This is a genomic window from Shewanella sp. SP2S2-6 (assembly GCF_031931965.1).
GTDB lineage: Bacteria > Pseudomonadota > Gammaproteobacteria > Enterobacterales > Shewanellaceae > Shewanella > Shewanella baltica.
Window position 1 is genome coordinate 133,563 of sequence record NZ_JAUOEQ010000006.1, and the last position, 22,496, is coordinate 156,058.

Genomic DNA, 22,496 nt, shown 5'->3' on the forward strand with positions numbered 1-22,496 from the left:
AGCCTTTCATGTCAATTATCAGCACTTCCGTTAAACGGCCAGTCACGGTATGGATGTTCATGCTGGCGGTGATTTTATTCGGTATGGTGGGATTTTCCCGCTTAGCGGTGAAGTTACTGCCAGACTTAAGCTATCCCACATTAACCATCCGCACTATGTATGACGGTGCGGCGCCAGTAGAAGTTGAACAGCTCGTCTCTAAACCGATTGAAGAAGCCGTTGGCGTGGTCAAAGGCTTACGTAAAATCAGTTCTATTTCGCGCTCAGGCATGTCAGATGTAGTGCTCGAGTTTGAATGGGGCACCACAATGGACATGGCGAGTTTAGATGTGCGCGAAAAACTCGACACTATCGCCCTGCCTTTGGACGTTAAAAAGCCATTATTACTGCGTTTTAACCCCAACCTTGACCCGATCATGCGTCTCGCGTTGTCAGTACCCAATGCCTCAGAAGCCGATCTTAAGCAAATGCGCACCTACGCAGAAGAAGAGCTTAAGCGTCGCTTAGAAGCGCTTTCTGGGGTCGCCGCCGTGCGTTTATCTGGCGGCCTAGAGCAAGAAGTACACATTCAGCTCAATCAAGAAAAACTATCGCAACTTAACCTCAATGCCGACGACATTAAACGTCGCATTAATGAAGAGAATATTAACCTCTCTGCCGGTAAAGTGATCCAAGGTGATCGCGAATACTTAGTGCGCACACTTAACCAATTCAATTCACTAGATGAACTTGGCCAAGTGATCGTCTATCGCGACGAGCAAACTTTAGTACGTTTATTCGAAGTCGCTACGATTACGGATGCCTATAAAGAGCGCAGTGATATCACCCGCATCGGTAGCCAAGAATCGATTGAACTGGCGATTTATAAAGAAGGTGATGCTAACACTGTCGCCGTCGCCAAAAAACTGCGCGATGAACTTGTCAAAATCAATCAAGATCCTAAGCAAAACAAACTCGAAGTGATTTACGATCAATCCGAGTTTATCGAAAGTGCGGTCAGTGAAGTCACCTCTTCGGCGCTGATGGGCAGTTTATTGTCTATGCTAGTGATTTACCTGTTCCTGCGTAACATCATCCCAACGCTGATTATTTCCATCTCGATTCCCTTCTCGGTTATCGCCACCTTTAACATGATGTATTTTGCCGATATCAGCTTAAACATCATGTCATTAGGCGGTATCGCGCTGGCCATTGGTCTGTTAGTCGATAACGCCATTGTGGTATTAGAGAACATTGACCGCTGTCGCAGCGAAGGCATGAGTAAGTTAGACGCTGCAGTCACAGGAACTAAAGAAGTAGCGGGCGCTATTTTCGCCTCCACGCTGACGACCCTTGCGGTATTTGTACCCTTAGTGTTTGTAGATGGGATTGCCGGTGCCCTGTTCTCCGACCAAGCGCTGACGGTCACGTTTGCCCTGTTGGCCTCGCTATTAGTCGCCTTAACCTCTATCCCTATGCTGGCATCACGCGAAGGCTTTAAAACCTTACCCGCACTGATAAAAACAACACCTAAGGATAAACCCACCACTAAAATGGGTAAGTTTAAACACTATAGCGCGACGGTATTCTCATTCCCTATTCTGTTGATATTTAGTTATTTACCAAGTGCATTGTTGACCTTAGTGCTGATTTTAGGCCGCTTCTTCTCCTGGCTAATCGGTCTTATCATGCGTCCTTTGAGTTCAGGATTTAACTTTATCTACCACAGTATCGAGAAGGTTTATCACAAGCTGCTGGCCTCGGCGCTGCGTCAACAAATGACCACGCTGCTGCTCACCATTGCGATAACAGGTGCGTGTATTAGCCTATTACCTCGCCTAGGTATGGAGCTTATTCCACCGATGAATCAGGGCGAATTCTATGTAGAAATCCTACTGCCACCGGGTACTGCAGTGAGCGAAACCGATAAGGTATTGCAACAACTCGCGTTGTCTATCAAAGACAGACCCGAAGTCAAACATGCCTATAGCCAAGCTGGTAGCGGTGGTTTGATGACCTCGGATACTGCTCGCGGGGGTGAAAATTGGGGCCGCTTACAAGTGGTGCTGACAGATCACAGTGCCTATAACGCAATCACTCAAGTGCTGCGTGATACCGCACGCCGCATTCCTGAACTTGAAGCGAAAATCGAGCAACCTGAGTTGTTCAGCTTTAAAACGCCACTGGAGATTGAGCTCACAGGCTACGATTTGAACTTGCTCAAGCGCAGTGCCGATAGTCTAGTCAAAGCGTTATCGGCATCAGATCGTTTTGCTGATGTGAATACCAGTCTGCGTGATGGTCAACCTGAGCTGAGTATCCGTTTCGATCATGCAAGGTTAGCAGCGCTCGGAATGGACGCGCCAACGGTGGCGAATCGCATTGCCCAGCGGGTTGGCGGCACTATTGCCAGCCAATACACAGTACGTGATCGTAAGATTGATATTCTGGTGCGCAGTGAACTCTCCGAGCGCGATCATATCAGCGATATCGATGCCTTAATCATCAACCCGAACAGCAGCCAACCCATTGCCTTAAGCGCGGTTGCCGAAGTGTCATTACAATTAGGCCCCTCGGCGATTAACCGTATCAGCCAGCAACGTGTGGCATTGGTGTCGGCGAACCTCGCCTACGGTGACTTAAGCGATGCAGTGGCACAGGCGCAGCAAATACTGTCGCAACAAGTGCTGCCCGCATCGGTGCAAGCCCGCTTTGGTGGTCAAAATGAGGAAATGGAGCACTCATTCCAGTCACTCAAAATTGCCCTTATCTTAGCGATTTTCTTAGTGTATTTAGTGATGGCGAGTCAGTTTGAGTCACTGTTGCATCCCTTGCTTATCCTCTTTGCCGTGCCTATGGCATTGGCGGGTAGCGTGCTGGGCCTGTATATCACCCAAACCCATTTGAGTGTGGTGGTGTTTATCGGTCTTATCATGTTGGCGGGTATCGTAGTGAACAACGCGATTGTGCTTGTGGATCGCATCAACCAACTGCGCAGTGAAGGTGTTGAAAAACTCGATGCCATTCGCGCCGCGGCTAAATCGCGCCTACGTCCCATTATGATGACTACGCTCACCACCACCTTAGGTTTATTGCCGATGGCACTAGGGTTGGGCGATGGTTCTGAGGTGCGTGCACCTATGGCGATTACGGTGATTTTTGGTCTGAGTTTATCGACTTTATTGACTCTAATTGTGCTCCCAGTGCTCTATGCCCTGTTCGACCGTAAAGTGTATGAAGTTGTGGATATGGCCCATAAGGTTGAGGAGGCTCGCCCATGAACCTCACCCGTTTAGCCATTAAGCGTCCCGTGACCACCAGCATGTTCTTCTTTGCTATCTTGCTATTTGGTCTCGCCTCGAGTCGTTTGTTACCGCTGGAAATGTTCCCTGGTATCGATATTCCGCAGATTGTGGTGCAAGTGCCCTACAAGGGCTCGACCCCCGCTGAAGTCGAGCGCGATATCACCAAAGTGCTGGAGGAATCCCTCGCCACTATGGGTGGGATTGATGAGCTCGAATCAGAATCTTCCCAAGAAGGCTCTGAAATCGAAATCAACATGAAGTGGGGTGAAAACGTTGCCACTAAAAGCTTAGAAGCGCGGGAAAAAATCGATGCGGTGCGGCATTTACTGCCAAAGGATGTTGAGCGGGTCTTTATCCGCCAATTCTCCACCGCCGACATGCCAGTGCTCACGATACGTATATCGAGCGACCGCGAGCTGTCAGGCGCATTCGATTTACTCGATAAACAGCTTAAACGTCCGCTTGAACGTGTTGAAGGTGTCTCTAAGGTCAGCCTGTACGGCGTTGAACAAAAGCAGATTGAAGTGCGCATCAATGCCGACCGTCTTGCCGCCAGTGGATTTTCAGCCACCGACTTGCAAGCCCGCCTCGGCAGAGAAAACTTTGTGATTAGCGCAGGCACACTCAGGGCCAGTAACATCGTTTACCAAGTGTCGCCGAAGGGCGAGTTTAGAAACCTTGAAGATATCAAAGCACTGGTGCTAATCCCAGGATTGACCTTAGGCGATGTTGCAGATGTGCAGTTTGCTTTGCCCGAGCGTATCGAAGGCCGGCACTTAGATCAGCACTATGCTGTCGGTTTAGATGTGTTTAAGGAATCAGGCGCTAACTTAGTCGAAGTGTCTGAACGCGTACTAAAAGTCATTGAACTAGCGAAACAAGATCAGCAATTCCAAGGTATTCGTCTGTTTATCATGGAAGATCAAGCCTCTGGGGTTAAATCGTCACTGATGGACCTTTTACTTTCGGGCTTAATCGGTGCCCTGCTGTCCTTTGTGGTGCTGTACTTGTTCCTACGTAATTTGAAAATGACCTTAGTGGTCGTGTCGTCTGTGCCGATTTCCATCGGTATGACGCTCGCCGCCATGTATTTACTCGGTTATAGCTTGAATATCCTGTCTATGATGGGACTCTTACTCGCCATTGGTATGTTAATTGATAACGCTGTAGTAGTGACCGAGAGCGTGTTGCAGGAGAAACAGGGCAAATCACCCAAGGATAATGAAGAGTCAGTGATGACTGGGGTCGATAAAGTGTCCCTCGCCGTATTGGCGGGCACTATGACCACTGCCATCGTATTTTTACCCAATATTTTTGGCGTGAAAGTGGAACTGACGATTTTCCTCGAGCATGTTGCCATCGCGATTTGTATCTCGCTTGCGGCATCACTACTGGTTGCTAAAACCTTGATCCCTTTGATGTTGACTAAGTTCCACTTCGATATCGCGCCCGAAAAGGATGCCGGTAAGTTACAGCGCTTCTACAACAATACGCTTAACTGGGTATTGCTGAGGCCTTGGCGTTCAGGCTTGATTGCGGTGGCCATTCTCGCCTCTACCGCCCTGCCGCTGTCGATGGTCAAACAGGATCAAGAAGACAGCCAGAGCAAGGAGCGGATTTACATCAACTACCAAGTGGAAGGTCGGCATAATCTCAATGTGACTGAAGCTATGGTCAATCAAATGGAAGAGTATCTTTATAAAAATAAAGAGGAATTTCATATTGATTCTGTCTACAGCTACTATTCATCCGACGACGGTTCATCGGTGATATTGCTGAAGAAAGACTTACCTATACCATTGGATGAGTTGAAAAAGAAAATCCGTAGCGGCTTTCCTAAGTATTCAATCGCCAAACCACAATTTGGTTGGGGCAATGACAACTCTGGTGTGCGCGTCACGCTCACAGGTCGCTCAACCTCTGAGCTGATTAACTTAAGCGAACAAGTAATCCCTTTACTGCAAAATATCAAAGGAATGCAAGATGTTCGCTCTGAGCTTAACGGTGCGCAACAGGAAGTGGTTATCCGTATCGACAGGCAAATGGCGGCGCGGTTAGATTTAAAACTCAATGAAATCGCTTCGAGTATCTCTATGGCACTGCGTGGTTCACCGCTGCGCTCGTTCCGTCACGATCCTAATGGCGAACTGCGCATCGAAATGGCCTATGAGAAAGAGTGGCAAAAGTCGCTCGAAAAACTCAAGCAGTTACCAATAGTGCGCATCGACCAAAGGGTGTACACCTTAGATAACTTAGCGAAGATTGAGATCCAACCTCGCTTCGATACCATTAAGCACTTTAATCGCCAAACCTCTTTGTCGATTGGCGCAAACTTAGAAAACCTCACCACGGAAGAAGCGCAAACTAAGATCAAGCAAGTGATGGAAAATATCCATTTCCCTAATGGCTACGACTATTCACTGCGCGGTGGATTCGAGCGTCAAGATGAAGATCAGAATGTGATGGCAACCAATATGCTATTGGCTGTTGCGATGATTTACATCGTTATGGCGGCACTATTTGAGTCTCTGTTATTGCCGACGGCGATTATCACTTCAATCCTATTTTCGATCACAGGGGTATTCTGGGCGCTGTTTATCACGGGCACGCCTATTTCTGTGATGGCCATGATAGGCATTTTGATTTTAATGGGAATTGTGGTGAATAACGGCATCGTTCTGGTGGATCAAATTAACCAGATGACGCCGGATCTCGACAAATTGTCCGCCACCATTCGAGATGTGTGTATCACGCGTTTGCGCCCAGTATTGATGACAGTGGGCACCACAGTGTTGGGCTTAGTTCCACTGGCGATGGGTGAAACCCAAATCGGTGGCGGCGGCCCGCCGTATTCGCCCATGGCAATCGCCATTATTGGTGGCTTGTCGTTCTCGACCTTAACTAGCTTGTACTTAGTGCCCTTGTGCTACCAAGCCTTGTATCGAATGCGCCATCGTGCCGCCATTCGTTTAGGGCAAGCCGACCGCGTAGCTCAAAAGCTACTACCTTGGACAGTGTAGCCAGCAAGCACAACTGAATATGCTTTTGAAGCACATGACATTGAAAAAATGAACAAAAAGGCTGCAGCGCAGCCTTTTTTATTTACGCATTTAGCGAGAATGTCTCACTGCACATTTTACTGTGACAGATTACTGCGACAAAATCCTGAAGCGGATCATAAACAATTGCTCAAGACCGGGGTAAATCTCGGCAATCACATCGCGTAACTGTGGCAGAGTCATATTCTCTTGTTTGGCATGCACTTCGGTGAGCTCAGTTAACTTTACTGGCGTGACATCGATAATCTGGATATCACAAAACCAGCGGTCCGTTTCGAAGGTGGACACAGGTAGAATTTGCCCCGCTATCACATGGGACTCGGCTGCATCGCGCAAGGTAATGGTTTTCGAACCACTTAGGATATCGTGTTCAAAACGCTCGAAAAAAGTGATTTTAGTGAGTAACACAGCTTTTCCTCAGATTGTACATAAGCAATAAAAAATGACATTGGCGTCAGTTTATCGAACGAATCATGCGGGGCAATATAATGGCTTTTAACGCCTACTGACAGCATATAGCGGTAAATACTCGGCATCGATTGCACTCATCCCTGTACTGCCCATTGAGTCAAACTCCCGTACAAACGCGCTATTGCCGAATTGACTACCAATTATTAGACGCCCAAAAGTTGCAGTTCTTTTCGACAGCTTTCAGTAAAACAATTCAGCAAAACATGGTCAGTTCGCTCAGATTGAGTTAGAATCCGCCCTCAATTGAGCCCTTGGCCTCATATTCCTGCGCATAGCGGGTGCGAAACGAAATTAGAGACGTCATGAACAAGAAACAAAAGATCATCAAGAAAATTGCTAAACGCGCTAAGGCCAGACTGAATAAAGTCGACCCAGTGACTATCGGCTCGCCAGCAAAATCAGGTTACATCTCTAAGGCCGAACGCGCAAAAATGGCGGCATTAGAAGCCACGACTGAACAAGTCGAAGGCCAACAAGACGCGCCAATTATTGAAGAATAAGTAGTACTGAAGAATAAGCAGTACCGCAGAATAACGCTTTCTAGCGGCCTATTTTTGCATTGTTAACCCGACTCGATTAACTGCAAACGCCGCTTAAAACAAAAATGCCACAAGCAATCTTGTGGCATTTTTGTTTTTCTGTATTCCTAACGGCGCGCGGTGAACCAGCTTGAGTGTTTATGTTTGATTCAATATCGTTATTTGACAGTTTGTATCAGCACTAAAACAGGTGAACCATTAACCGCTAAAGTCAGTTCGGCTTTTTGCCTTCTTCTAAATACGTTATTGGTAATACCGACTCACTCTCTTGCTCCTCGGTTAATTGCGCCATCTGCACGCAAGAAGATGAAAGTGGATTGGTCGCACTCGGCAAGTTCTCCGCCACACAGTTAGCGATTTCTTCTTCCTCAGTCAGCGCAACATTGCGGGGAACAGCATTGACGCCACCGACATTCACCATCGCGGAGAACTGTGCCTGCGCCGCCACTTTATCCACTAAACGATAAGCAACCCACACACCTAAGGTGCCAAACAAAATAGACCCTAATATTTGCCCAATCAATACGCCGTAAACTCCGCCCCAGAGTGCACCAAAATACACAAAAGGCACTGTGCCTAAGGTGGCTTTACCGACATTGAACAGGGTGGAGTATTTAGCCTTACCGAGGTTATTAAAGGACGCATTCGCCACGAATAAAATCCCCGAAAAGATAAAGAAAACCGCAATATAACTACAGAAAAAGTGGATAAGGTCGGCGCTATCGCCCTTCATATCAAACACATTGACCAAATGTGACTTAAGCGCAAACAGCAACAGAGACATTACCAGCACATACACAGCACAAAACTGAATCGCCCGCGTTAAACTCTCGCGCACTCGGTCAAACTGTCCCGCACCAAAATTTTGCCCAACAATAGGGCCAATCGCACCCGAAAGCGCAAAGATCATCCCAAAGGTCACAGGGATTAAACGCCCTAATACCGCCCAGCCCGCCACGTAAGCGTCACCGAAATCGGCAATGGCTCGGGTCACAAAGGCATTACCGATAGGCGTCGCCACATTGGTTAACATAGCGGGTCCCGCTATAGCAAAGATGGGTTTTAGATCGGCGATAAAATGCGCCTTATCGAAATGACCTAACAACTTATGCTTAACCACAACGCCGCGGCCAGCAATTAAAAATACCGCCACCCGCGCTAAAACGGATGCCAATGCCGCACCTTCTATCCCCATGGCGAACAAGAAGATAAAAATCGGGTCGAGTACAGCATTAACGCCGCCGCCCGCTAAGGTCGACATCATGGATAACTTAGCATCACCCACGGCGCGCAAAGCCCCGCCGAGCGCCATCGCAAGACAAATAAAGGGCAAGGAAGGCACTAAGATATACAAGTAGCTGGCAGCGAGCTCCGCCGTATGGCCACTTGCGCCCACTAAGGCAACCAACTCAGGGATGAAAGTAGTGACCACGCCGGCCACCAGCACGCTAATCAGCGTTGTCACAACAGCGCTATTGAGCAATAGCCGCTTTGCTAACACCACATCTTTTGCGCCAATCGAGCGAGACACTAAGGCGCCTAAAGCAATTGATAAGCCTATCCCAATGGATGTCGTGAAAAAGGAGATGCTGCCAGCATAACCCACAGCCGCCGCAAGCTCATGCTCCCCCAATAAACTCAGGAAAAAGATATCCAGTAAATCCACCACAAATAAGGCAGAAATCCCCACAGCAGCAGTCGAACTCATCACTAAGATGTGACGTAATATGGGGCCTTCAACAAACTTGGCTTGCGTCATACGTGTGTGTTACCTGCAAAAATAATAAGTGTTTGCTAAAACAATGACTAAGCGTCATTTTCGACGGGGGCATCTAAGCTATCTAACTCGCATCCGCAGCGGCTACAGTACATGGCATCAAGATCGTGGCCGGTTTTATGACATTGATTGCACGAGCGTAAATCTCGATGGCGCCCCACTTCTTGGGAGATTTCCGCGGTTAAAATCCCAGTTGGGATCGCGATAATTGAGTAACCAATCAACATAGTAAAAGCGGCAATCGCCTGACCTAATCCCGTTTTTGGGGTGATATCACCGTAACCGACAGTAGTAATAGTCACAATTGTCCAGTAGACAGCTTTAGGTATTGAACTAAAACCATTATCAGGCCCTTCAACAACATACATTACCGCACTGAGCACCATAACGATCAAACTGACCGAGAAGAAAAATATAAAGACCTTACGACTCGACTGCATCATGGCTCTAAGCAACACATTCCCTTCACTCAAATAACGCAGTAATTTGAGTACGCGGAAAATCCTGAATAACCTGAGAATTCGGATGACTAAGGTAAAGTTGGCGCCAGGGATCAGTAACGCCAGATAACTTGGCAATACAGATAACAAATCGACTATGCCATAAAAGCTGCGGGCATATAACACGGGATGAGTCGCACAATACAAACGTAGGCCATATTCAAGGGTGAATATAATCGTAAAGACCCACTCCAAGACGCGAATAATCTGCCCGTATTCACGATGAAACACTTCTACCGTATCGAGAAACACTAGAGCGACACTCAGCACAATGCACACCATTAAGGCGATATCAAAATAGCGGCCAGCGGGAGTATCAGTGCCAAAAATAATGGTGCGTAATTGACGTTTTAGTGGGCTTTCGGATTCGATGTTTTCAGACATAAAAGCTTTTACTTCCTTGCAACAAACTGAGTAACTCTGGGATTACATCATAAATATCCCACGAGTCTGCCATGCAATTGCATTCAGCTCAAAATTATCTACTCACAGCAAGATAAAATTGCGGTATGATGCCGAAAAAAGCCAACAACTAGTGTTAATTTTCGAGGAATTCATGCGCGCCACCCTACTTTCCACATTGACCACCCTCACTGTGACTATCGCGGCACTCGTTTCACCCGGATTACATGCCTCAGGCATGGGTAAAGTGGATCTTGTGGTGATCACAAAATCCGAATCCAGTATGGCTTTATTGCGCGATGGCAAAATACTCAAACAATATCGCATTGCCATGGGTGACTTACCCGCAGGACACAAATTAAAGGAAGGCGATCAACGCACACCACAGGGACGTTATACCCTAGATTATAAAAAGCCCGACAGTGCCTATTATAAATCGATCCATATTTCCTATCCCAATGAAGAAGATAAACTCAGAGCCAAAGCCTTAGGCATTAGACCCGGAGGCATGATCATGATCCACGGTCAGAACCCTAAGTCGCCGTTGCCGCCAGAACAAGCCCAGCAATACAACTGGACCGACGGTTGTATTGCGATAACCAACGCCGAAATGGATGAAGTGTGGAAAGTGGTCGATGAAGGAACGCCAATTGAAATTTGGCCGTAACCTAAGCCTACTTAGCCATGGCAACACGCCGAATAGATAATGTCACAACATCAAACACGCCCAGCTTAATGGGCGTTTTTATTTAGCCATTTACATCATATCGTTAGCCGTATTATCCCCGTGATTTTGTGTAAAGGATAAAAACTAACGCTAATACACATGCCTTGGAGCCTATATGTCATCGTCCAATGAAGCTGCCACGCCGCAGAGCACAAGCATCAGCTATGAGCAATTAACCCAAAGCTGGCCCGCCTTCGAAGCACAAATTTTAGCCTTGCTTGAAACCTTAGACTTAGCGGATAAAGCACTGGTTTGCGATCATGTCGCGCTGCGCGTCAATTCCATCGACAGTGCCGATGCGCTGCGCTATGCCTTTAGCCGCGTCGGTAAGATCATTTCAGACAATATCATCAATGGTCGTACGATTCTGATTATCGAACTGGATACCCCACTTACGCTGGGTCAATTTAGCATTGCCTGTGTCGAACTTCCCTACCCCAGCGACAAAGTCTATCCGCAGGAAGGCTGGGAACACATAGAGCTAGTCATTGATTCTAAAGCCAAAGATTGCGATACCCTGAGCCAAGATTTGCTCGCACTATGTCCCAAACTCAGCGCCTTACTGCCATCGGAGCACACTGCAGAGCCCGTTCAGTCAAGCTCACAAGGCTTGAACTCACAAAGCTTAGCATCCCTTGCTGGGATAAAAATTAAGATGAGCTCGCCCAAAGGGGATAAAGAGCGTTTAGCCAATCCGACGATTGCCTTTAAGCGCGATGATGTGTGCATTAAAGTGCATCCCCATGGCATAAAAGCAGTGATCGCCAGCGAGCAAACGTAAATAGCCTATTTTAGGCGGGCTTAATATCTGCAAGAAGATAGCATTGAGCTTAGATTTCCATTGGCACTTACCGCACTTGTCTTAACGAACAAATCTGTTGATGACTATATCAATCAGGTTCAGTGTTCAGACTCAGTATCCAGATCATCTTTAGGCCCTTTTTTTGGTAGTTTTGTCAAAAATTGCCAAAATTAAATCTCGAAAACAGCATATTTAGCGTAACTTAGGACGTATAACTCGCAGATGCCATCAGGCATACATTATCGGGTCCACTTGATGGATTCGATGTGCAAACAGAGGTTCGCCAATGAAACCACACAAGAACGAAGCGCAAATATTGAAGTTCGCCATGGAAATCGGGATTGGCTATGCCAAAAAACGCGGATATGCGGACTTCGACAAGGGCATCTCGCCCAAAGATAAAGTGGAATGTATTTACCGTTTATTGGTCACAGACAACTTAATCCAGCCACTGGCCAAAGATAAAGAAGATGGGCCAAACATGAAACACAAACTGATTTTATGGATCACCCGCCAGCTACCTGCCGATCATCCATTGTTGAAGTAATCTTTTTGAGCTAAGCGGTTAAAACCGATAATCTGCAAGCGGACAGTTGAAACGAGTCTAGAACAATCCAACTCACTGAGTGCTAAAGATAAAAATCTAAAAAATGGCGCATCATAGCGCCATTTAATTGAGCCAGAATAGGATATCGAACCTAGCCCTTTTTAGCCGCTTTACTGGCTTTCTCATTCGCTAGCACTGTTGCCATGGGTGGCACTATGGTTGTGGGATCGAGGCGCATTTGATACCAGTTCACTCGCCAATCTAAATGCGGGCCATTAGCACGACCTGTTGCGCCCACCTCTGCCACGGCTTGACCTTGCTTAACCGCTTCACCCGCGTTGACGTACAGCTTACTCAAGTGCAAAAAGCTCGAACTTACGCCATAGCCATGGTCGATCACCATAGTCCCACCCGAATAAAACATGTCGGGAACAGACAGGCTTATCACACCATCGGCGGGCGCTACCACGACAGTGCCGGTTTTCGCCGCCACATCCACCCCAAAGTGTGGATTACCGGGTACGTCGTTATAAATACGTTGGCTACCATAAACCCCGGAAATACGCCCCGTCAGCGGCCAAATAAACGCCTGTAAAAAGGCCGTTTGTTCGCTAAATGTTGCCCGCGCTGCTTTTACCTGCGCCGTGTCTTTCGCCGCTCTTTCCTGCGCGACGGGATCGGGCTTCATGATCTTAGAACTAATGCCCTTGACACTTTGAATATCGTACTCACGCTTGGCCAAAGTTAAAGGCTTAACCTCAGTCAAACCATCGGGATAAACCAAGGTTAACTGCTGACTCAGTTCACCGTCACGATCAAAACCAAAGGCAAAATGACCGTCAGGCGTGACCTTAATGGCTTCACCATTTAAGCTAATCTGAGTGCCCGCTGGCGCTTGACCCCGCATTAATGCGCCTTGCTCTAACTTGCCTTGCAAAGTCACCGCTGCTTGCACCTGAGGCGCAATGAGCACTAGGCCCAAGGTTAACCATGCCGTTAAACGATTTCCCAACATCTTATTTCTTCCCGAAACGTTTCCCAAACCAATAGTTTCCAAAATCTGAGTTCCTAATATTCTATTATCGGGCATCTTAGCCTCGAACATCATAGCCCTAAACATCTTCACAAAAAATCTTCTCGATGGTCAACTCAGGGCAATGCCCATTGAATGCGTTCTGCACGACACTAACGCATCACCAGCACACCACTAACTTATCGCTAACACTGAATCACTAAACTCTGACCGATTAAATCCATGCGTCACGTTAACCTAACCCGCCCTAAAAATCGATCCACAGCGGCGCAAATACCTAATGATGTATTGCATACAATAATAATCGCGCTTTATCTAAGGTTATGAAGACACAAAAAAGCCCCGACAATCAGCCGAGGCTCATTCAGCAAGTAATTTATATTTACTCGGCTCTATTTACCTAAACTTAGCTACCCAAACTTAGCGCTTATCCCTTAGACACAATCGCGCCTTTACCTACACCTTCAAACGCCACCACTTTAAACTGACTTCCAGGCACTTTAGCGACTAATGTCGTGGCAATATAATCGGCTAACAACTCAACCGTGGTGTCGTGGGGAATTAAATCACAGCATTCCTTTGGCATTGCCAATTGGAAATCCCCTTGGGGCGCTTGATAGTGAAAACCATAATGGCTGCTATCGGTGATCCGTGTTTGCGACGAAAGATTGAGAGTGTCAACTGAAACTAAATCCTCTTCACTGCCCAAATAAATATCGTGCCATCGCTTGGCCCAATACTCATCCCACTTTGGTGCTGGGCTGCCATTTTCATAAACGTGAATAGGGCTACGATGTCCATGGGCGATACGCTGACAATTACCATCGTGTTTACGTAAACCATGGCTGTAATGGTAGTAAGGCGTATCGAGGATTTCATGTCTCAAAGTGAGCGTGATCCCTTCGACATTCTTAGGTAAAGCTTCACGTAACGCTTTCTGTAAAAAGGCATTCACGCTGGGAATATCAATCTCTTCGGTCGGCACTAAGGCAAAGGCTTGGGAAGGACAGGCCAAATGAATTTCACCTAACTGACTATCAAAATCCATCCACACTCTATCGCCCTGCTGTTGCCATCGCACACTGCTGCAGGCCGTAGGCACTAATAAACGATGATCGGCCACCGCATCTATGGTCTGCTTGATCGTACGTTTGACTTTAGCAAAATCGAGCACCATGTTTTGCTCGTCTAATCCGCCCTCAAGCAGAACATCGACAATCCAACTCTCCCCCACCATGCCGCGCTTTGGGCACAAATAGGAAAAATCGATCACAGTTAAATCTTTGACAAACAATTGCATTAACGCTCCTCGGCAGAAAAACAGTCCACCTATGTAATTTTATAGCACCGCTTGGCGATGGCCGAGCGTGCTAACTTGAGGCACTCAACACGAGTCAACTCAACATGAAAAGAGATTCTAATCAATTCCGTCTGTTGTCGCGACAAATGAATCCACTCGGTTCAATATTTTGTCTCAGATGTTTGTATCAGATGTGTATATCAGGTAGTCGAAAATCCAGTAATGTAACTCATTGCAACCATCAAATGTCGTTAGACAGAAAGCAACAATGCATCGACCTTGTCGATTAACAGATAAAGCCTTAACAGGAACACAGTTCAACCTAGCAGAATAATAGAATAAAAACAGAGAATTAGATCGCAAAAGCTTAATCCGCAACAGCGATAGACCCAATCGAAACAAAGCATTATCACTCAGCCTTATTAACCGCTAGCATCCCAATTAAACCATACAAATACCAAGGTTATATAGGGAGAAATAAGATGACCAAACTTACATCTATCGCCATTTTCATCGCAGGTATGTTAGCCAGTGCCCATGCTATCAGTGCAGAACCCATCGAAGTGATCACAGCAGCCAAAATCACTGAACCTGAAAAAGTTGAATTAGGTAAAATGCTGTTCTTCGAACCCAGACTGTCTAAATCTGGCTTTATCTCTTGTAACTCTTGCCATAATTTATCCACTGGTGGTGTCGATGCTCTACCCACATCCATTGGTCACCATTGGCAGGAAGGTCCAATTAACTCCCCCACAGTGCTAAATGCCGACTTTATGCTGGCTCAATTTTGGGATGGTCGTGCCAGTGATTTGAAAGAACAAGCCGCGGGCCCTATCGCCAACCCGAAAGAGATGGGCTTTACCCATGAACTCGCAACTGAAACTATCGCCTCTATGCCAGCCTACAGAGCGCACTTCGCCAAGGTCTATGGCGATGACAAAGTCACAATTGACCGTTTAACCGATGCAATTGCCACCTTTGAAAAAACCTTAGTCACCCCTAATAGCCCCTTCGATCAATTTCTTCTGGGCAAACAAGATGCCATCTGCGCGAATGCTAAAGCAGGTTACCAACTCTTCAAGGATAAAGGTTGCGTAAGTTGCCATAATGGCCCCGCCGTCGGTGGCACTATGTATATGAAAATGGGCCTCATCAAACCGTTCCACACCAATAATCCTGCAGAAGGTCGTAAGGGCGTCACAGGTAAAGAAGCTGATAAATTTGTGTTTAAAGTGCCGACACTACGCAATATTGAGCTCACCTATCCCTACTTCCATGATGGCAGCGTATGGACCTTAGAAGAAGCGGTGAATACCATGGCAGACATTCAATTAGGGCAAAAACTCTCTAACCAAGAAGTGAAAGAAATGGTCGCCTTCCTTGAAGCCTTAACAGGCGAACAGCCACAAATCACGCTGCCGATTTTGCCACCATCGAATAAAGATACGCCACGTCCTGTGCCATTTAGCTCCAATAATTAACATAGGCAACGAGTCACTGACTAAGAAGTTCTCACTTAGAAACTGAGTCAGCGCGACACTTAGTGATTTGGTGATTAGGTTAGCAAAAAGGCCGAGAGTCAACACGCTCGGCCTTGGGTTATTCGTTCGCTTAAAAAACGGTGGATTAATTAAGTGCTATTCGCCTTTAAGACGACGGTCGAGCTGATCTTTTAAGTTAGCTGGCACGCCTTTGATTAAAATCGTGTCCGAAATGGGATCGTAAATCACCCGTTGGCCTAAGTGGCCGCCATCAAAACTTAAGGTTACGCCGCCGCCCGTACCAGAAAACTTCTTCAATTGGCGCAGAGTCGATTTGTCGGCCGGAAACTCTTCATCGAGATCATAGCTGCCGCCACGGGCAAAATCGTAGAAAGAATCCATACCTTGATCGGCTAACTCATAGGCCAAGTCTTTGATCTCAATGTCAGCGCCTTCATCGAAGCGCTCACTGCAATATTCAAACACTTTATTACGGCACTGCTGACGCTCGTCTTTCGTCAACTCACTGCTGGCAACAAAATCTTCAACCGCATTCATTAAGGTTTTGTTTTGCGCCTTAGTGTTGACACCTTCGACGCAGCCCATAAAGTCGAGGAAAAAGTCGGCCACTTTACGTCCCGCGCGGCCACGGATAAAGGAAATGTATTTACGCGAGTCTTTATCAGCTTGCCACTCGGTTAAATCGATACGCGCCGCCAGTTGGATATTGTTTAAATCCAAATGATTATTTTGCGACAGTTCCATATCGTCTAACACAGTCATCGACGACTTAGCACTTAATAAGGCGACAAACAGATAATCACTGGTGATGCTGGTGTAGCAAGACATCAGCAAAAAACCGCCTTGGCTGAAATCGTACTTCGACAACTCTTCTTGCAGCAATTTACTGGCTTGGCCCGAAAACTCCACAAATCCTAAGTCGCCGCCACGGTATTGGGTTAGTGCGTTAGCAAAGGCAGGATTGGCCTCGCCGTCGTCGCCATGGACCCCAAAATAGCCAAAACCTTTACCTGCCTTTCCCGTATAAGTCTGATGCAGCTCGTCGAGCATCATCTCGACCGCCTGACCGTTCAGCAGAGGTTGAGGACGCAAACGGCAGCGCAATTGCCCCTGACTGTCCTGAGAAATCTCGTGAATAATTGCGTGTTCGATGTTAATACTCATAAGCCCTGATAGTGATACTGGGATAAATCCGCTATTATATGCCGCTAATCCATTCCAAAGTGAAACATTTTTTGATTATGGCAATCCAATCGAAATACTCAAACACCCAAGTTGAATCATTAATCGCCGAAATATTGGCTGTGTTAGAAAAGCATAAAGCACCGACTGACCTGAGCCTGATGGCATTGGGTAACTGCGTGACAAACCTGCTAGAACGTAAAGTGCCAAGCGAATCGCGCCAAGCCGTGGCCGAACAATTTGCAAAAGCACTCGCACAATCGGTTAAATCCCAGTAAGTTAACTGGGTAATAATCGTCAAAAGAATATAAGATACAAGGTCTTTTAGGAATAAGCGGATCACTATGGTCGAGCGAAAAAAGCAAATGAGCCGCGATCGGGTTTCCCGGCTCATCAACTGGGGACATTGGTTCGCCTTCTTCAATGGCCTATTAGCCATGATAGTCGGCAGCCGATATCTTGGCAGCGTGGGTTATCCAGAAACTTGGTATGGCTGGGTTTATCTAAGCGTCAGCACTATTGGTCAGTTTAGCTTTCTCGCCTTTATCGCCTATTTGATCTGTCTGTTCCCACTGACCTTGATATTGCCTTATTCGAAGATATTAAGAGGCGTCGCGGCGGTGATCGCGACCCTAAGTCTCTGTATCTTATTGTACGATACGATTGTTTACGCCGATTACGGCATGCACTTGAGCCCCTTCGCCTTCGATTTGGCCTGGGCGGATCTCAATGCCCTGCTCCATGGCACTTCCTATATCGTCACGCCACTCGCCATTATTGCTATTGAGCTTACGGCAGCGAACTTTTTGTGGAAGCGAATAGAGAAGATCCAGAAGCTGAATTTAGGCAATAAAGTCATCACCTTAGTGGGTATCTGTTTTGTCAGTAGCCACTTAATCCACATTTGGGCCGATGCCGCCGATATCACTGAAATTACCCGTTTCGATGATACTTATCCTTTATCGTACCCTGCGACAGCGCGCTCCTTTATGGAAAGTCACGGTATTGATGGCTCGTCACAAGGAGATGATGTCAATCACAATACCAGTGTACTCAATTATCCAGAGCAACCACTGACCTGCCAAGCTGACACTAAAATCAATGTGTTGATGATCACCATCGATAGTTTGCGTGCCGATATGGTCGATGGCAAAAGCATGCCATTCTTGCAGCAATACACTGAAAGTAACCAGTCTTTTACCCAGCATTTCAGCGGCGGCAACCAATTTAGAACCGGCATGTTTTCGCTACTCTACGGCCTGCAAGGCAGTTATGGCGATGCGCGAATTTTTAATAGCACCAGTCCGCTAATGACCCGAAGCTTCCAGCAAGCGGGTTATGAACTGGGATTGTTCCTGCCAGAAACCAATCTTAATTTGCGTTCTTCACAGGCAATGTTTAATGACTTCAATCCTGTGATAGCTAAAGAAACCAATGGCAGCGCCGATGCCGACTTGCACACAGTGGCCAGTTTTAACGAGTGGCACAGCATCCAAAATAAACCTTGGTTTGCGCTCGTTAATTTAAAAGCGCCGGAAAATTTCGATACTCCCGTGGGTTTCCTTGGCATTGAAACCGTGAAAGCCAATCCCGACCTTATGCCAGCGCAAAAGGTACTGTTTAATCAATATCGCCAATCACTGTATTTTGTCGATCAACAACTTAAGGCAATGCTGGCCAATGTGCCCAAGGATACCTTAGTGATTATCACAGGGGTGAATGGCAAGATGTTCACCAGTAACAGTGACGAAGCGAATCGCAACCTGTCACCACAGAGTGTCAAAGTGCCCTTAGTGATCCACTGGCCTAATACGGGCGCGTCTAAGGTCAAATACCGCACCAGCCATTACGGCATAGCGCCGACTTTGATGACCCACGTGCTCGGCTGCACCAATAACACCACAGATTACAGCGCTGGCCGCAGCTTATTGCAACCGAGTAAAGAAACGTGGATCTACATAGGTGATAGCCGTATTTTTGCAATCTATCAAGAAGCGGAAGTGACAGTGATTGACCGCCACGGCAAATACCGTATTTACGATGAAAACTATGAACATAGGCTCAATAAGAAAATGAGTGCGCCTGAGTTGATTGAAGTGATGCGCGAAGGTCGACGTTTCTATAATCACTAATCTGAATCCTTTTCTCTAACAAGCCCCATTCCCTACGGATTGGGGCTTTTTTAATCCCTACACGGCAGGATGAGTGCCTAAAAGTCAGAGTCCACTTCTCAATACCGCACTAATCCCAGCTCAAAGCTCACTATAAGAGATTAATATCAGAGTACAGTATCTGAGTCTGAGTCTGAGTCTGGGTCTGATATAAGCTACAGCCGCGCGGTGCCTTCAACCTAAATATGGTGTATTCACAAAGCAAAAAGCCGCTATCCATGGATAACGGCTTTTAAGACTTAGGCTGAATCTTGAGGCCTGCTTTACCTTGTACACAATCAAGCCTGTTATCTATCATGCATAAACGATAAAAGTCAGCTCACTCTCAAGTTAACTCGCAATTATGCCAGTTCAGAATAATGTCAGCTCGCAATCACGTCAGCTCAAAATCAATCGGCTTTAACCGTGGAATAACGCTCTAACCAATGGGCGTAAGATGCGGGTAATACCCATGATGGGCGCGCTATCTTTAAGGTTTGTGCCGCTTGATATGGCCAATGTGGATTCGCCAAAAAGGCTTTACCTATCATCACTAAATCCATTTGTTCATCTTCAATAGCCGCATTGGCGTGCAGTGGATTATCCATGCCCCACGACGTCGCAACAGGGAAACCCACTTTTTGGCGAACCCGCGCAGCAACAGGTGCTAAGAATGCCGGGCTCCATGGAATATTTGCCGTCGGCGTAGAGAAGCAAATGCTGACGTTTAACATATCGAGCCCAGCTTGTTTAAATTGCTTCACCAAGGCGATTGATTCAGTTAACGTTTCTTCATCTTTATGGTCAAATTCAATCACACCAAATCGCGCCGTTAAGGGTAAATGCTGTGGCCAAACGTCTCTTACCGCTGCAACCGTTTCGAGCAAAAAGCGTCCCCGCCCTTCTGCACTGCCACCATATTGGTCGGTGCGTTCATTGGCATAGGTTGAGAAGAAACTCTGGGCTAAATAACCGTGGGCGAAATGCAGCTCTAACCATTCAAATCCTGCCGCTAAAGCCCGTTTTGCCGCCGCCACAAAGTCTGCTTTAACGCGCTCAATGTCTTCAATCGTCATAGCCGTTGGAACTTTAGGTAAGTTTGCACCGAAAGCAACGGCAGACGGCGCAATCGGTTGCCAGCCTTGTCCTTCACCATTGGGAATATGATCATCGCCTTCCCACGGAATATTGGCGCTCGCTTTACGGCCCGCATGACCAATTTGAATCCCCGCCACTGCGCCGGCATTTTTAATCGCGCAGGCTACCTTAGCTAGGCCTTGGGCTTGCTCGTCATTCCACAGTCCGAGGCATTTTGGGGTAATACGTCCTTCAGGAGAAACCGCAGTGGCTTCAACCACAACAAGACCCGCTCCGCCACGGGCAAGGCTAGTGTAATGCACCTGATGCCAGTCGTTGATGAGTCCGTCCGTGGCTTGATATTGGCACATGGGCGCAACGGCAATACGATTTTTGAGGGTAATGTCTTTAAGTTTGAAGGATGAAAATAGATCGGCCATAGGTGTTTCCTGTGTCAAATAGAATCAAAAAGGAATGGAATACTGAATGACGACAGACTAGCCTTATCATGCCATAATTAAAAGCACGCACAGATTATAGAGTTGATAAAGTTTGCTTATGATAAATCCACAGTGGTTACACACCTTTGCGGTTCTGGTCGAGAAAGGTAACTTCACCCGAACCGCCGAAGCCATAGGTATCACCCAAGCGGCAGTGAGCCAACATATCAGTCGCTTAGAAGAAGAATACGGCACACTGTTTTTACGCCGCCCCCGTCAACTTGAAATCACTCCGATTGGCGAAAACCTGCTGACCTACGTTAAAGACGTCGAATGCGCGCAAAAACGCTTACAGCAGAAACTGATCCATGATGATGCTGAGGTCGGCGACATTAGCCTTATCACTCCGGGGAGCATTGGTTTAACACTCTTTCCGCTATTAATCGAACTACAACAGGCGTTTCCGGCGTTAAACATTCGCCACCGTTTTGCCCCTGACAGTGAAATAGTCGCCTCGGTATTAGCCAATGAACATGAAATCGGCATGGTGACCTTAAAACCTTCCGATCCTCGCATTCACAGCACGCATTTCACCGAAGAGCCGCTTGAACTCGTCGTACCTGCGTGCCACAAACAAAATGAATGGGTTGATTTACAACGGCTAGGGTTTATCTCCCATCCCGATGGCGAGGCAATGGCAACTCGGCTGCTTAGCCGTAAATATCCAAGTCATCCCGGTATTCAAGACATTCCCTGTAGGGGATTTACCAACCAAATCAGCCTGATCCTCGAACCTGTCGCAAAAGGGCTCGGATTTACAGTCATCCCGCAATACGCCCGCAAAGCCTTTGAACGACAACAAGATATCTATGTTGTTGAATGTGGCAGCCAAGTTGTAGACACCATTTGGCTTATCCACCGCGCGGAATGGCCCTTGTCACGCAGAGCCCAAAAAGCGATCGCGTTTTTAAAGGGCAAGATATAGATAGGGCTCAGCGGCTACTGGCTACTGATTGATATCCAATTCATTATGGATCAGTACTACGCACTGGGAAGCAAACAACATCTTTGGCCCAAGGCTGATCTTTTGCGCGCCGAGTCGTTTCAAAGTATTAAAACTTTTCTTCGGCATAGGAATGTGATCGGTCAGCAAAAAGCACGGATTGCCCACAAACTCCTGCTCACGGATAGAAGTGCCCTTCTTATCCATCATAAATAATTGATAATCGACCGCGAGGTCCTGCACCAGCTTTTCAAAACTGATGGTGCTCACAGTAATGCCCTCATCCACAACGCGAGTTTGCTCTTTCGTCATGCCCCGAGAAATATCTAAGGCCTTAGCAATTTTCGTCAGCAAAGCTTGTTCGTGAAAACCGCCAATATGGCAAATATTTCGCGTATCGAAGCAAATAGTGCGAGAAAAATCATGGGTACTTTCTAATACTAGATAAACGACAACATCGTTTCGATGGGACTGAGCCACAAAGATAGTGTTCATTAGGGTATGAGCCAAAATTTCGGTGTGCGCCTCTTGGCCGACAGAAGCCAAAAACAACTGACTGTCAGTAGGTGCAGATCTTGCTCGTAAAACAAACGCGCGCATAGGTAAATGTCCTACTCAATAATGTCTTAAATGCTAAATGGCGAATTCAAATATCTGTGTGAAACTTGTCATTTCACGTTGAGGATTTTTGTCTTAGTGGT

At 46.9% G+C, this 22,496-nt stretch carries 18 protein-coding genes; 10 read left to right on the forward strand and 8 right to left on the reverse strand.

The window, feature by feature from the left end; all coding sequences use genetic code 11:
- Positions 1-8: 8 nt before the first annotated feature.
- Both Q4Q57_RS07080 and Q4Q57_RS07085 read left to right on the forward strand, forming a co-directional pair.
- Entirely contained in the window at positions 9-3,260 is a 3,252-nt protein-coding gene (locus Q4Q57_RS07080; RefSeq protein ID WP_311890362.1) for an efflux RND transporter permease subunit, read from the forward strand.
- Complete coding sequence (locus Q4Q57_RS07085) at positions 3,257-6,304, forward strand: efflux RND transporter permease subunit (protein ID WP_311890364.1); 3,048 nt, start codon at positions 3,257-3,259, stop codon at positions 6,302-6,304. Before Q4Q57_RS07080 ends, Q4Q57_RS07085 begins: the two co-directional genes overlap by 4 nt.
- Before the next feature lie 129 nt (positions 6,305-6,433).
- Here Q4Q57_RS07085 and yqfB read toward each other — a convergent pair whose 3' ends face one another.
- Positions 6,434-6,751: a N(4)-acetylcytidine aminohydrolase gene (yqfB, locus tag Q4Q57_RS07090; RefSeq protein ID WP_311890366.1), complete on the reverse strand. Its 318-nt coding sequence runs from the start codon at positions 6,749-6,751 to the stop codon at positions 6,434-6,436.
- A gap of 365 nt (positions 6,752-7,116) precedes the next feature.
- Between yqfB and Q4Q57_RS07095 the strand changes: the two genes are divergently transcribed.
- Positions 7,117-7,314, forward strand: coding sequence for a DUF2986 domain-containing protein (locus Q4Q57_RS07095; RefSeq protein WP_311890368.1), 198 nt, complete (start codon positions 7,117-7,119; stop codon positions 7,312-7,314).
- A 250-nt stretch (positions 7,315-7,564) separates the two neighbouring features.
- Here the strand turns inward: Q4Q57_RS07095 and Q4Q57_RS07100 are convergent, their stop codons facing one another.
- Both Q4Q57_RS07100 and Q4Q57_RS07105 read right to left on the reverse strand, forming a co-directional pair.
- The gene (locus tag Q4Q57_RS07100) at positions 7,565-9,112 is read right to left on the reverse strand and encodes an MATE family efflux transporter (RefSeq protein ID WP_311890370.1); all 1,548 of its coding nucleotides are present in this window, start codon (positions 9,110-9,112) and stop codon (positions 7,565-7,567) included.
- A 47-nt stretch (positions 9,113-9,159) separates the two neighbouring features.
- A complete protein-coding gene (locus Q4Q57_RS07105) occupies positions 9,160-10,014 on the reverse strand; it encodes an ion transporter (protein WP_311890371.1) in 855 nt (284 codons plus the stop codon).
- A gap of 172 nt (positions 10,015-10,186) precedes the next feature.
- Between Q4Q57_RS07105 and Q4Q57_RS07110 the strand changes: the two genes are divergently transcribed.
- The 3 genes from Q4Q57_RS07110 (at position 10,187) to Q4Q57_RS07120 (ending at position 12,108) form a co-directional block, all read left to right on the forward strand.
- Complete coding sequence (locus tag Q4Q57_RS07110) at positions 10,187-10,699, forward strand: murein L,D-transpeptidase family protein (protein WP_106651838.1); 513 nt, start codon at positions 10,187-10,189, stop codon at positions 10,697-10,699.
- A 175-nt stretch (positions 10,700-10,874) separates the two neighbouring features.
- On the forward strand, positions 10,875-11,540 hold the full coding sequence (locus Q4Q57_RS07115) for a VOC family protein (RefSeq protein WP_311890373.1): 666 nt from the start codon (positions 10,875-10,877) through the stop codon (positions 11,538-11,540).
- A 307-nt stretch (positions 11,541-11,847) separates the two neighbouring features.
- A complete protein-coding gene (locus Q4Q57_RS07120; RefSeq protein WP_106650770.1) occupies positions 11,848-12,108 on the forward strand; it encodes a DUF5062 family protein in 261 nt (86 codons plus the stop codon).
- A 151-nt stretch (positions 12,109-12,259) separates the two neighbouring features.
- Here Q4Q57_RS07120 and Q4Q57_RS07125 read toward each other — a convergent pair whose 3' ends face one another.
- Together Q4Q57_RS07125 and Q4Q57_RS07130 are read right to left on the reverse strand one after the other, a co-directional pair.
- Positions 12,260-13,123, reverse strand: coding sequence for a M23 family metallopeptidase (locus tag Q4Q57_RS07125; RefSeq protein WP_106650771.1), 864 nt, complete (start codon positions 13,121-13,123; stop codon positions 12,260-12,262).
- 445 nt (positions 13,124-13,568) lie between these two features.
- Entirely contained in the window at positions 13,569-14,441 is an 873-nt protein-coding gene (locus Q4Q57_RS07130; RefSeq protein WP_106650772.1) for a 6-carboxytetrahydropterin synthase, read from the reverse strand.
- A 482-nt stretch (positions 14,442-14,923) separates the two neighbouring features.
- On the opposite strand from Q4Q57_RS07130, the gene Q4Q57_RS07135 reads away from it, so the two are divergent.
- Positions 14,924-15,922 carry a cytochrome-c peroxidase gene (locus Q4Q57_RS07135; RefSeq protein WP_311890377.1) on the forward strand — a complete coding sequence of 333 codons (999 nt, stop codon included), beginning with the start codon at positions 14,924-14,926 and terminating at the stop codon, positions 15,920-15,922.
- A gap of 156 nt (positions 15,923-16,078) precedes the next feature.
- Here the strand turns inward: Q4Q57_RS07135 and yejK are convergent, their stop codons facing one another.
- Positions 16,079-17,107, reverse strand: a complete 1,029-nt coding sequence (gene yejK, locus Q4Q57_RS07140; RefSeq protein WP_300480740.1) for a nucleoid-associated protein YejK — start codon at positions 17,105-17,107, stop codon at positions 16,079-16,081.
- A 77-nt stretch (positions 17,108-17,184) separates the two neighbouring features.
- Between yejK and Q4Q57_RS07145 the strand changes: the two genes are divergently transcribed.
- Both Q4Q57_RS07145 and Q4Q57_RS07150 read left to right on the forward strand, forming a co-directional pair.
- Positions 17,185-17,403, forward strand: coding sequence for a YejL family protein (locus Q4Q57_RS07145; RefSeq protein ID WP_011847036.1), 219 nt, complete (start codon positions 17,185-17,187; stop codon positions 17,401-17,403).
- Positions 17,404-17,469: 66 nt separating this feature from the next.
- A complete protein-coding gene (locus tag Q4Q57_RS07150; protein ID WP_311890382.1) occupies positions 17,470-19,257 on the forward strand; it encodes a DUF3413 domain-containing protein in 1,788 nt (595 codons plus the stop codon).
- 428 nt (positions 19,258-19,685) lie between these two features.
- On the opposite strand, the gene Q4Q57_RS07155 is transcribed toward Q4Q57_RS07150, so the two are convergent.
- A complete protein-coding gene (locus tag Q4Q57_RS07155) occupies positions 19,686-20,792 on the reverse strand; it encodes an NADH:flavin oxidoreductase/NADH oxidase (protein WP_311890384.1) in 1,107 nt (368 codons plus the stop codon).
- Between the two features lie 118 nt (positions 20,793-20,910).
- On the opposite strand from Q4Q57_RS07155, the gene Q4Q57_RS07160 reads away from it, so the two are divergent.
- Positions 20,911-21,777: a LysR family transcriptional regulator gene (locus tag Q4Q57_RS07160; RefSeq protein ID WP_107947925.1), complete on the forward strand. Its 867-nt coding sequence runs from the start codon at positions 20,911-20,913 to the stop codon at positions 21,775-21,777.
- A gap of 21 nt (positions 21,778-21,798) precedes the next feature.
- Here Q4Q57_RS07160 and trmY read toward each other — a convergent pair whose 3' ends face one another.
- Positions 21,799-22,395 (reverse strand): tRNA (pseudouridine(54)-N(1))-methyltransferase TrmY, encoded by a 597-nt coding sequence (gene trmY, locus Q4Q57_RS07165; protein ID WP_006086220.1) that lies wholly within the window; start codon positions 22,393-22,395, stop codon positions 21,799-21,801.
- Positions 22,396-22,496: the final 101 nt, after the last annotated feature.

What these genes read in the sequence shown, in the direction of transcription:
- Q4Q57_RS07080 (WP_311890362.1), top strand. Translation starts at nt 9, where the DNA reads ATGTCAATTATCAGCACTTCCGTTAAACGGCCAGTCACGGTATGGATG.
- Q4Q57_RS07085 (WP_311890364.1), top strand. Translation starts at nt 3,257, where the DNA reads ATGAACCTCACCCGTTTAGCCATTAAGCGTCCCGTGACCACCAGCATG.
- Q4Q57_RS07095 (WP_311890368.1), top strand. Translation starts at nt 7,117, where the DNA reads ATGAACAAGAAACAAAAGATCATCAAGAAAATTGCTAAACGCGCTAAG.
- Q4Q57_RS07100 (WP_311890370.1), bottom strand. Translation starts at nt 9,112, where the DNA reads ATGACGCAAGCCAAGTTTGTTGAAGGCCCCATATTACGTCACATCTTA.
- Q4Q57_RS07105 (WP_311890371.1), bottom strand. Translation starts at nt 10,014, where the DNA reads ATGTCTGAAAACATCGAATCCGAAAGCCCACTAAAACGTCAATTACGC.
- Q4Q57_RS07110 (WP_106651838.1), top strand. Translation starts at nt 10,187, where the DNA reads ATGCGCGCCACCCTACTTTCCACATTGACCACCCTCACTGTGACTATC.
- Q4Q57_RS07115 (WP_311890373.1), top strand. Translation starts at nt 10,875, where the DNA reads ATGTCATCGTCCAATGAAGCTGCCACGCCGCAGAGCACAAGCATCAGC.
- Q4Q57_RS07120 (WP_106650770.1), top strand. Translation starts at nt 11,848, where the DNA reads ATGAAACCACACAAGAACGAAGCGCAAATATTGAAGTTCGCCATGGAA.
- Q4Q57_RS07125 (WP_106650771.1), bottom strand. Translation starts at nt 13,123, where the DNA reads ATGTTGGGAAATCGTTTAACGGCATGGTTAACCTTGGGCCTAGTGCTC.
- Q4Q57_RS07130 (WP_106650772.1), bottom strand. Translation starts at nt 14,441, where the DNA reads ATGCAATTGTTTGTCAAAGATTTAACTGTGATCGATTTTTCCTATTTG.
- Q4Q57_RS07135 (WP_311890377.1), top strand. Translation starts at nt 14,924, where the DNA reads ATGACCAAACTTACATCTATCGCCATTTTCATCGCAGGTATGTTAGCC.
- yejK (WP_300480740.1), bottom strand. Translation starts at nt 17,107, where the DNA reads ATGAGTATTAACATCGAACACGCAATTATTCACGAGATTTCTCAGGAC.
- Q4Q57_RS07145 (WP_011847036.1), top strand. Translation starts at nt 17,185, where the DNA reads ATGGCAATCCAATCGAAATACTCAAACACCCAAGTTGAATCATTAATC.
- Q4Q57_RS07150 (WP_311890382.1), top strand. Translation starts at nt 17,470, where the DNA reads ATGGTCGAGCGAAAAAAGCAAATGAGCCGCGATCGGGTTTCCCGGCTC.
- Q4Q57_RS07155 (WP_311890384.1), bottom strand. Translation starts at nt 20,792, where the DNA reads ATGGCCGATCTATTTTCATCCTTCAAACTTAAAGACATTACCCTCAAA.
- Q4Q57_RS07160 (WP_107947925.1), top strand. Translation starts at nt 20,911, where the DNA reads ATGATAAATCCACAGTGGTTACACACCTTTGCGGTTCTGGTCGAGAAA.
- trmY (WP_006086220.1), bottom strand. Translation starts at nt 22,395, where the DNA reads ATGCGCGCGTTTGTTTTACGAGCAAGATCTGCACCTACTGACAGTCAG.